A 7,903-nucleotide genomic window follows, 5' to 3' on the forward strand; every position below is an offset into this window, starting at 1 on the left:
TGCCGAACGCGGCGGGCCGATCGATATCGACCAGACCGCCTACCTGATCTACACCTCCGGTTCCACCGGCAAACCGAAGGCGGTGCTGCTCAGCCACCGGGGGATCGCGAACCTCGTCACCGCGCAGCGGGAAACGCTCGAACTGGATGCCACGGCGAGCACCCTGCAGGTGGCCTCGCCCAGTTTCGACGCCTCGGTGTTCGAACTGCTCACCGCGCACGGTGCAGGCGGGCGGCTGGTGGTATCTCCACCGGAGGTCTACGGCGGAACCGAACTGGAACGGTTGCTGCGCGCCGAGCACATAACGCACGCGGTCATCACCCCGTCGGCGCTGGCCACCATGGAACCCGCCGGACTGGACAGGCTGCGGATACTGGCCGTCGCGGGTGAGGCCGCCACACCGGAACTGATCGAACGGTGGTCGCCGGGCCGGCGGATGGTGAACCTGTACGGGCCTACCGAGTTCAGTATCTGGGCCACCGGACCTGCCGAGCTCACACCAGGCGAACCGGTCACCATCGGCGGGCCGATCCGCGGGGCGGACACCATGGTGCTCGACAGCTGGCTGCGGCCGGTTCCGGTAGGGGTCCCCGGCGAGCTGTATCTGGCCGGTCCGGCGCTGGCCCGCGGCTACTTCAACCGGTTCGGGTTGACCGCGAGCCGGTTCGTCGCCGACCCGCACGGCCAACCGGGTGAACGGATGTACCGCACCGGCGATATGGTCCGCTGGGTCCTCGGTCGCGACGACACGCTGGAGCTGGAATACCTGGGTCGCAGCGATTTCCAGGTCAAGATTCGCGGCTTGCGTATCGAGCTCGGTGAAATCGATGCGGTGCTCGCCCGCGACGAACAGGTCGAATACGCGGTAACGATCGGCCGCACCGGACCCGCAGGCACGACCGTGCTGGTGTCGTATGTCCTGCCCACCGCAGAGACGCGGCTCGACACCGACCGGCTGCGGGAGCGGGTGGCCGCCGAACTGCCCGGCTATATGGTGCCCGGCTATATCGTCGTTCTCGATTCGATCCCGCTCACTCCGGTCGGCAAACTCGACCGTGCGGCCCTTCCGGTACCGGATTTCTCGGAAACCCACCGTCCCTACCTGGCTCCCCGCACCCCGGTCGAGGAGGCCGTCGCCGCGGTGTTCGCCGAAGTCCTCGGCGCCGAACGGGTGGGTGTGGATGAATCGTTCTTCGAACGCGGCGGCAACTCGCTCAGCGCCACCAAGGTCGTTGCCCGCGTCAACTCGGTACTGGGCTCGACCATCGCCCTACGCGACCTGTTCGATGCCCCGACCGTCGCCCAGCTGTCGGCGCGTGTCGTCCCTGCCGATGACGGCGGCCGCGGCCGATTCGCTCTCGCTCCACGCATCCGCCCCGACCGCATCCCGCTGTCCCCGGCACAACAGCGCATGTGGGTGCTCAACCGGATGGACCCCGGGTCCCCTGCCTACAACATCGCTGTCGCCCTGCGCGTCACCGGTGACCTCGACGTTGCCGCCATGCGCCACGCCCTCACCGACGTCGTCGACCGTCACGAAAGCCTGCGCACCATCTACCCCGCCGACGCCGAAGGACCCCGCCAGGTGGTGATCGACACCGAATCCGCCGCACCGGACATCACCATCGGCGCCACCGAAAACAGCGTCCCACTACGTGAGCGGATCAGCGAACTGGCAGGCACCGGTTTCGATATCACCATCGAACCTCCTATCCGCGTCGGGATCTTCCGCCCGGGGCCCGAGCCGGTGCATGTTCTGGTCCTGGTCGTGCACCACATCAGCGCGGACGGTGCGTCGATGGCGCCGCTCGCCGCCGATCTGGTGGCTGCTTATTCGGAACGTGCCACCGGGGCGGACAGTGCTCGAGTTCCGCTCGCCGTGCAGTATGCGGATTTCGCGCTCTGGCATCACGACATGCTCGGCGACGAGTCCGACCCCCGATCGCTGGCAGCACAACAGATTCGGTACTGGACCGAGACGCTCACAGACACACCGGAGGTGCTGGAGCTGCCCGCCGACCGGCCACGTCCGGCGGTCCAGTCGATGCGCAGCGCCGATCTCGGCTTCTCCGTCGAAGCCGAATTACATAGGGCTCTGGCCGGTTTCGCGGCGGCACACAATGCCAGTCCGTTCATGGTCGTGCACGCGGCACTGGCGGTGTTGTTGTCGCGTCTGGCCGGGACCAGCGACATAGTGATCGGCACGCCCGTAGCAGGCCGCGGCGAGCAGGCACTGGACGAGCTGGTGGGTATGTTCGTCAACACCCTGGCGTTGCGCACTCCGGTCGACCCCGCCGCGGAGTTCGGCGACTTCCTGTCCATGGTCCGCGGGGTGGACCTGGATGCGTTCGCTCACGCCGACGTCCCGTTCGAGCGGGTGGTCCAGGTGTTGAACCCGGCCAGGTCGACCGCCCACCACCCGGTGTTCCAGGTATCGCTGACCCTGCAGAACTTCACCGAACCCGTGCTCGAACTGCCCGGCCTGCGTTTCGAAGCGCTCGATATCGACCGCGGGTCCTCGCAATTCGATCTCAGCTGGGAACTGCGCGAACATATCGACGAATCCGGGCCTGCCGGACTGGACGGTGTGCTCACCTACGCCACCGACCTGTTCGACGAGGCGACCGCGGCGGCGCTGGTCGACAGGTGGTTGCGCGTGCTCGCCACGGTCCTCGCCGCACCGCGGGTGCGGTTGGCCGATATCGATATTCTCGATGACAGCGAACGCGCCACCCTTGTCCCGGTGCGCGGACCCGAGACCTCCGGAACAACAACGCTGGCACAACTGCTGTCCGACTCGGCAGCGCGCTATCCGGACCAGCCCGCCCTGATCGCCAACGGAACCACCGCGAGCTACCGGCAGCTCGACGCGAACGCCGACGCCCTCGCTCACCTACTCCTCGATGCGGGCGCGGGACCGGAAACAGTGATCGCCCTCGGCCTTCCACGATCGGCTGAACTCGTCACCGGCGTCTGGGCCGCCGCCAAGGTCGGAGCGGCCTTCTTACCGGTCGATCCGAAACACCCGATCGAGCGGATCGACCACCTGCTCACCGATTCCGGCGCTCACCTCGGCCTCACCCTCGCCAGCCATCGCCCGCTGCTCCCGGACAGCATCGAGTGGCTGATTCTCGACGCCCCCGATCTCGCCCGCATCCACGGTCCGGCCGAACACCCGCGATCCGAACCAACCACCAGCCGACCAACCGACGACACGCCCCGCCACCCCGAACCCGCCGAACTCCCACCAGAGCACGCGACTCCGGGCCGCGACTCCGCCACTGACCGGCAGGTCGACGCAGCCCTCCCTGTACAGCGAACAGCGACCGACCAAACCGCGCGGTATGCACCTGGCGTCCCTGCTGAGCGCCTGCCCACCTCAGCACTCCCGAGGGCGATCCACCCGGACACCCCGGCGTGGCTGATCTACACCTCCGGCTCGACCGGCACCCCGAAGGGTGTTTCGGTTTCCCATCGCGGGATCGCCGATCTGGTGGTGGCGCAGCGGGAGCTGCTCGCGCTCGACGAACGATCCCGTGTGCTGCTGGTGGCCTCGCCCAGTTTCGACGCCTCGGTATTCGAGGCGCTGATGGCGTTCGGGGCGGGTGCGGCCGCGATCGTGGCGCCGCCCGGGGTGTTCGGCGGCCGCCCGCTCGCGGAGCTGATCGACCGCGAGCAGGTGACCCACATGGTGATCACGCCGTCGGCGCTGGCCACCCTCGATCCGGCCGAGGTGCCGGGGGTGCGGGTGCTCGCGGTGGCCGGTGAGGCGATCGGGGCGGAACTGGTGGAACGCTGGGCCGCCGACCGCACCATGGTCAACCTGTACGGGCCGACCGAATCGACGATCTGGGCTACCGCTTCCGAGCCCCTGACCGTGGGCGAGCCGGTGACGATCGGCGCTCCGATCCGTGGCGCGGCGGTTGTGGTCCTCGACGATCGGTTACGCCCTGTCCCGGTCGGTGTGGCGGGTGAGCTGTACCTCGCCGGCCCCTCCCTGGCCCGTGGCTATCACGCGCGACCGGGTCTGACGGCCGCCCGCTTCGTCGCCGCCCCGTTCGGCGAACCGGGTACGCGGATGTACCGTACCGGTGACCTGGTGCGCTGGTCACCGACCGCATCGGGACTTGCGCTCGAATACCTCGGGCGCACCGATTTCCAGGTGAAAGTGCGCGGTCAACGCATCGAACTCGGCGAAATCGACGCCGCGCTCGGCCGGGTCGAGGGCGTGGAGTTCGCGGTGACCCTCGGCGTCCCCGGCCCCACCGGGGCGATGGCGCTGGCCGCCTACCTGGTGCCCGCGTCCGGCACGGAACTCGATATCGCCCGGGTGCGTGCCGCCGTGGCCGACACACTGCCCGCCTACATGGTGCCGTCGGCGTTCGTGGTGCTCGACGAGGTTCCCCTCAACGCCGTCGGCAAACTCGACCGTAAAGCCCTGCCCCCACCGGAATTCCGCGTCGACCGAACCGAATACCGCGCCCCCTCGACGCCGACCGAGCAGACGCTGGCCGCGATCTTCGGCGAACTGCTCGGCCTGGACCGCGTCGGCGCCGACGATTCATTCTTCGCGCTCGGCGGCGACAGCATCCTCGCCATCCAACTGGTGTCGCGGGCCAAACAGCACGGGGTCACCTGCACCCCGCTGCAGGTGTTCGAGCACCGCACGGTGGCTGCGCTGGCCGCCGCGGCCGATGCCGCCGGCCCGGCGGCGACACTCGACGAGCTGCCCGGCGGCGGAGTCGGGGAGATGCCGCTGACCCCGATAGTGCGTTACATGCTCGAACGCGGCGGTGACTACCGTCGTTTCGCGCAGACCGCCGTGCTGGAACTGCCTGTCGGTATCGAACGCACCCAGTTGGTATCGACCCTGAGTGCGGTGGTCGACGGGCACGCTGTGCTTCGCGCCCGGTTGATCGGTGGCGACGGACCGCGGCTGGTTGTCGGTGAGCCCGGATCGGTCGAGGTGGACGCGCTCGTTCACCGGATCGGCTGCTCGCCCGGTGCGGATCTCGTCGAGCTGCGCGAATACGCGGCCACCGAACTGGATTCCGCGCTGAACCGGCTCGACCCCGAACACGGCACAGTGCTGCAGTTCATCTGGCTCGACCCGGTCGGCGACGCAGGCGCGCACACCGAGGCGGGGCGGCTCATCGTCGTCGCGCACCACCTGGTGATCGACGGCGTCTCCTGGCGCATCCTGATCCCGGATCTGATGGCCGCCTGGGCCCAGGTATCGGCGGGCAACATCCCGGTGCTCGCCGACACCGGCACCTCGATGCGCCGCTGGGCCCACGCACTCGCCGACGAAGCCCACACCGCCGAGCGGACCGCCGAACTCGGCTACTGGCAACACATCATCGCCGGCCCCGACCCCCTCATCGGCTCTCGCGAACTCGACCCCACCATCGACCAGGCGCACACCCTTCGCATGGTCGAACGCGAAGCCCCCGCCGCGGTCACCGAAGCCATGCTGACCGCGTTGCCTGCCCTGTTCGGTGGCGGAGCTGACGACGCCCTGCTCGCCACCCTCGCTGTGGCGCTACTGCACTGGCGCGACAGCAACAGCGACAGCGGCCCGAGCAGCGGTGACGACAGCAGCCGCGGCGGTGACGGAACCGGTAGCGACAGGACTGCCCTGCTGCGGCTGGAAGGCCACGGCAGGCAGGAAGAGGTGATCCCAGGAGCGGATCTTTCCCGCACCATCGGCTGGTTCACCAGCATCTACCCGGTGCGCTTCGACCTCGCCGACGTCGACATCACCGAGGCGCTGGCAGGCGGTCCGGCCATGGGCACGGCCCTCCGCGCGGTGCGGAACCAACTGCGCGCGGTCCCCGACAAAGGCATCGGTTTCAGCCTGCTGCGCTACCTGAACCCCGATACGGCCGCGCAGCTACCGCAACGCCTGCCCGGCCGCATCGCGTTCAACTACCTCGGCCGCTATTCCACCACCGAAATCCCGGCAGGCCTGGAAGGGCTCGGCTGGCTGCCCACCGACGAACTCGGCGACCTGAACGCTGCCGAAAGCCCGGATGTGCCACTGCAGGTGGCGATCGATGTCAACGCGGTGGTCATCGGCGACCGACTGCGGGCCAGTTTCGGATTCCCGGAAAATCTGCTCGACACCGACACTGTCGCCGCACTGGCCGATACCTGGATCGATGCCCTCGCCGCGGCTGCCCGCTACGCCGGAACCCCGGCGGCCCACCGGGCGGCGGCCGAGGAAGCCGCCGCTGAAACGACCGCCACCCCGGTGCCGGGCGGGCTCGGTCTGGACGTGGTGCTGCCCATCCGCCCCGGCGGTGCGGAACCGGCGCTGTTCTGCATCCACCCGTCCTCCGGTATGGCCTGGACCTATCTGGGTCTGGCGGAGAAACTGCGACCCGGCCGCCCGATCTACGGTATGCAGGCCCCGGATCTGAACGGTAACGAACCCCCGGCCCGCTCCATCGAGGAGTTCGCCGAGCGGTATATCCGCGAGATCCGCGCCCTGCAGCCCGACGGCCCGTATCACCTGCTCGGTTGGTCGTTCGGCGGGCTCATCGCCCACGCAATCGCCGTGAAACTGAGACAGGCGGGCGCTCGAGTCGGTGTTGTGGCCCTGCTGGACGCCGACACCGCCGATATCGACGGCGACAGCATCGAACGGCTCACCGCAGGCTCCTTCGTCAACGCTTTCGGCTCGGTGTTCGGCATCCACGACGTGCCCGCCGACGCAACCGCCCAGCAGGCCGCCGACCTGATCCGTGATCGGCTCGGCGTAGCACTGATCGACGCAGACACCCTCGACCGGATGGCCGCGTCCTACAACGCGGCCGCCCGCACCCGAACCGGATACCAGCGACCGGTGTTCGACGGCGACATCGTGTATTTCCGCGCGACCGTCGACACCTCCGACATCTTCGGTTCCGACGGGTGGCGCCCGTATGTGACCGGCGAGATCAGCAACCATGATGTCGCAGTCACCCACTACGAACTGACCGCACCGCACGCGCTACCGATCATCGCGCGAGTGCTCGACGAACACCTGGGAGGCGACCGATGAACGCCGTACAAGGAGTCCTTGTTTCCGGAATCGAGAAATCGTTCGGCCCCGTCGAGGCGCTGCGCGGCGTGGATTTCACCGCGCACCCGGGCGAAGTGCTCGGCATCCTCGGCCCCAACGGCGCGGGCAAAACCACCATGGTCAACATTCTGTCCACGCTCATCGCACCCGACCGGGGCCGCGCGTTCGTCGCCGGGCACGACGTGGTTGCCGATCCCGCCGCGGTGCGCCGCTCCATCATGCTCACCGGTCAGTACGCCGCACTCGACGATATGCTCAGCGGCTCCGAGAACCTGGTCATGTTCGGCAGGCTGATGGGGCTGCGCAAACGCCTCGCCCGTGCCCGCGCCGACGAACTCATCGCCGCGTTCGGTCTGGAACGCGCCGCGCACCGCCGGGTCGGCACCTACTCCGGTGGGATGCGCAGGCGGATCGATATCGCCTGCGGGCTCGTCGTGCGGCCGGAGGTGGTGTTCCTCGACGAACCGACCACCGGACTGGATCCGCGCAGCAGGCAGGGCGTGTGGGATCTGGTGTCCGGGTTCAAGAAAGCCGGGATCACCACCCTGCTCACCACCCAATACCTGGAGGAGGCCGACGCGCTCAGCGACCGCATCATCGTCATCGATCACGGCACCGTGATCGCGCACGGCACCGCCGACGAACTGAAATCCCGCACCGGCGGCAGCTACTGCGAGGTGGTTCCGCTCGACCTGGAGGACCTGCCCGTGATCGCCGCCGCGCTCGGTCCCCTGCTGCCCGGCGACTACCGGATTACGCTCACCCCCGAATCGGATCGGGTCGCCATCCCCGCCCCCGAAGGAGCGAAAACCCTCGCCGAGGCGTTGCGGCGGCTCG

2 protein-coding genes are annotated in these 7,903 nt (G+C 68.6%); both read left to right on the forward strand.

Features of this window, described 5'->3' with window-relative positions:
* Positions 1-7,045, forward strand: a 7,045-nt coding sequence (locus B0T44_RS25535; protein WP_139795363.1) for an AMP-binding protein, incomplete at its 5' end; no start/stop codon positions are given.
* The coding region (locus B0T44_RS25540) for an ATP-binding cassette domain-containing protein (protein ID WP_081512706.1) at positions 7,042-7,903 on the forward strand (862 nt) is incomplete at its 3' end. The genes B0T44_RS25535 and B0T44_RS25540, both read left to right, overlap by 4 nt.

It is taken from the genome of Nocardia donostiensis (genome assembly GCF_002081715.1).
GTDB classification, from domain to species: domain Bacteria; phylum Actinomycetota; class Actinomycetes; order Mycobacteriales; family Mycobacteriaceae; genus Nocardia; species Nocardia donostiensis.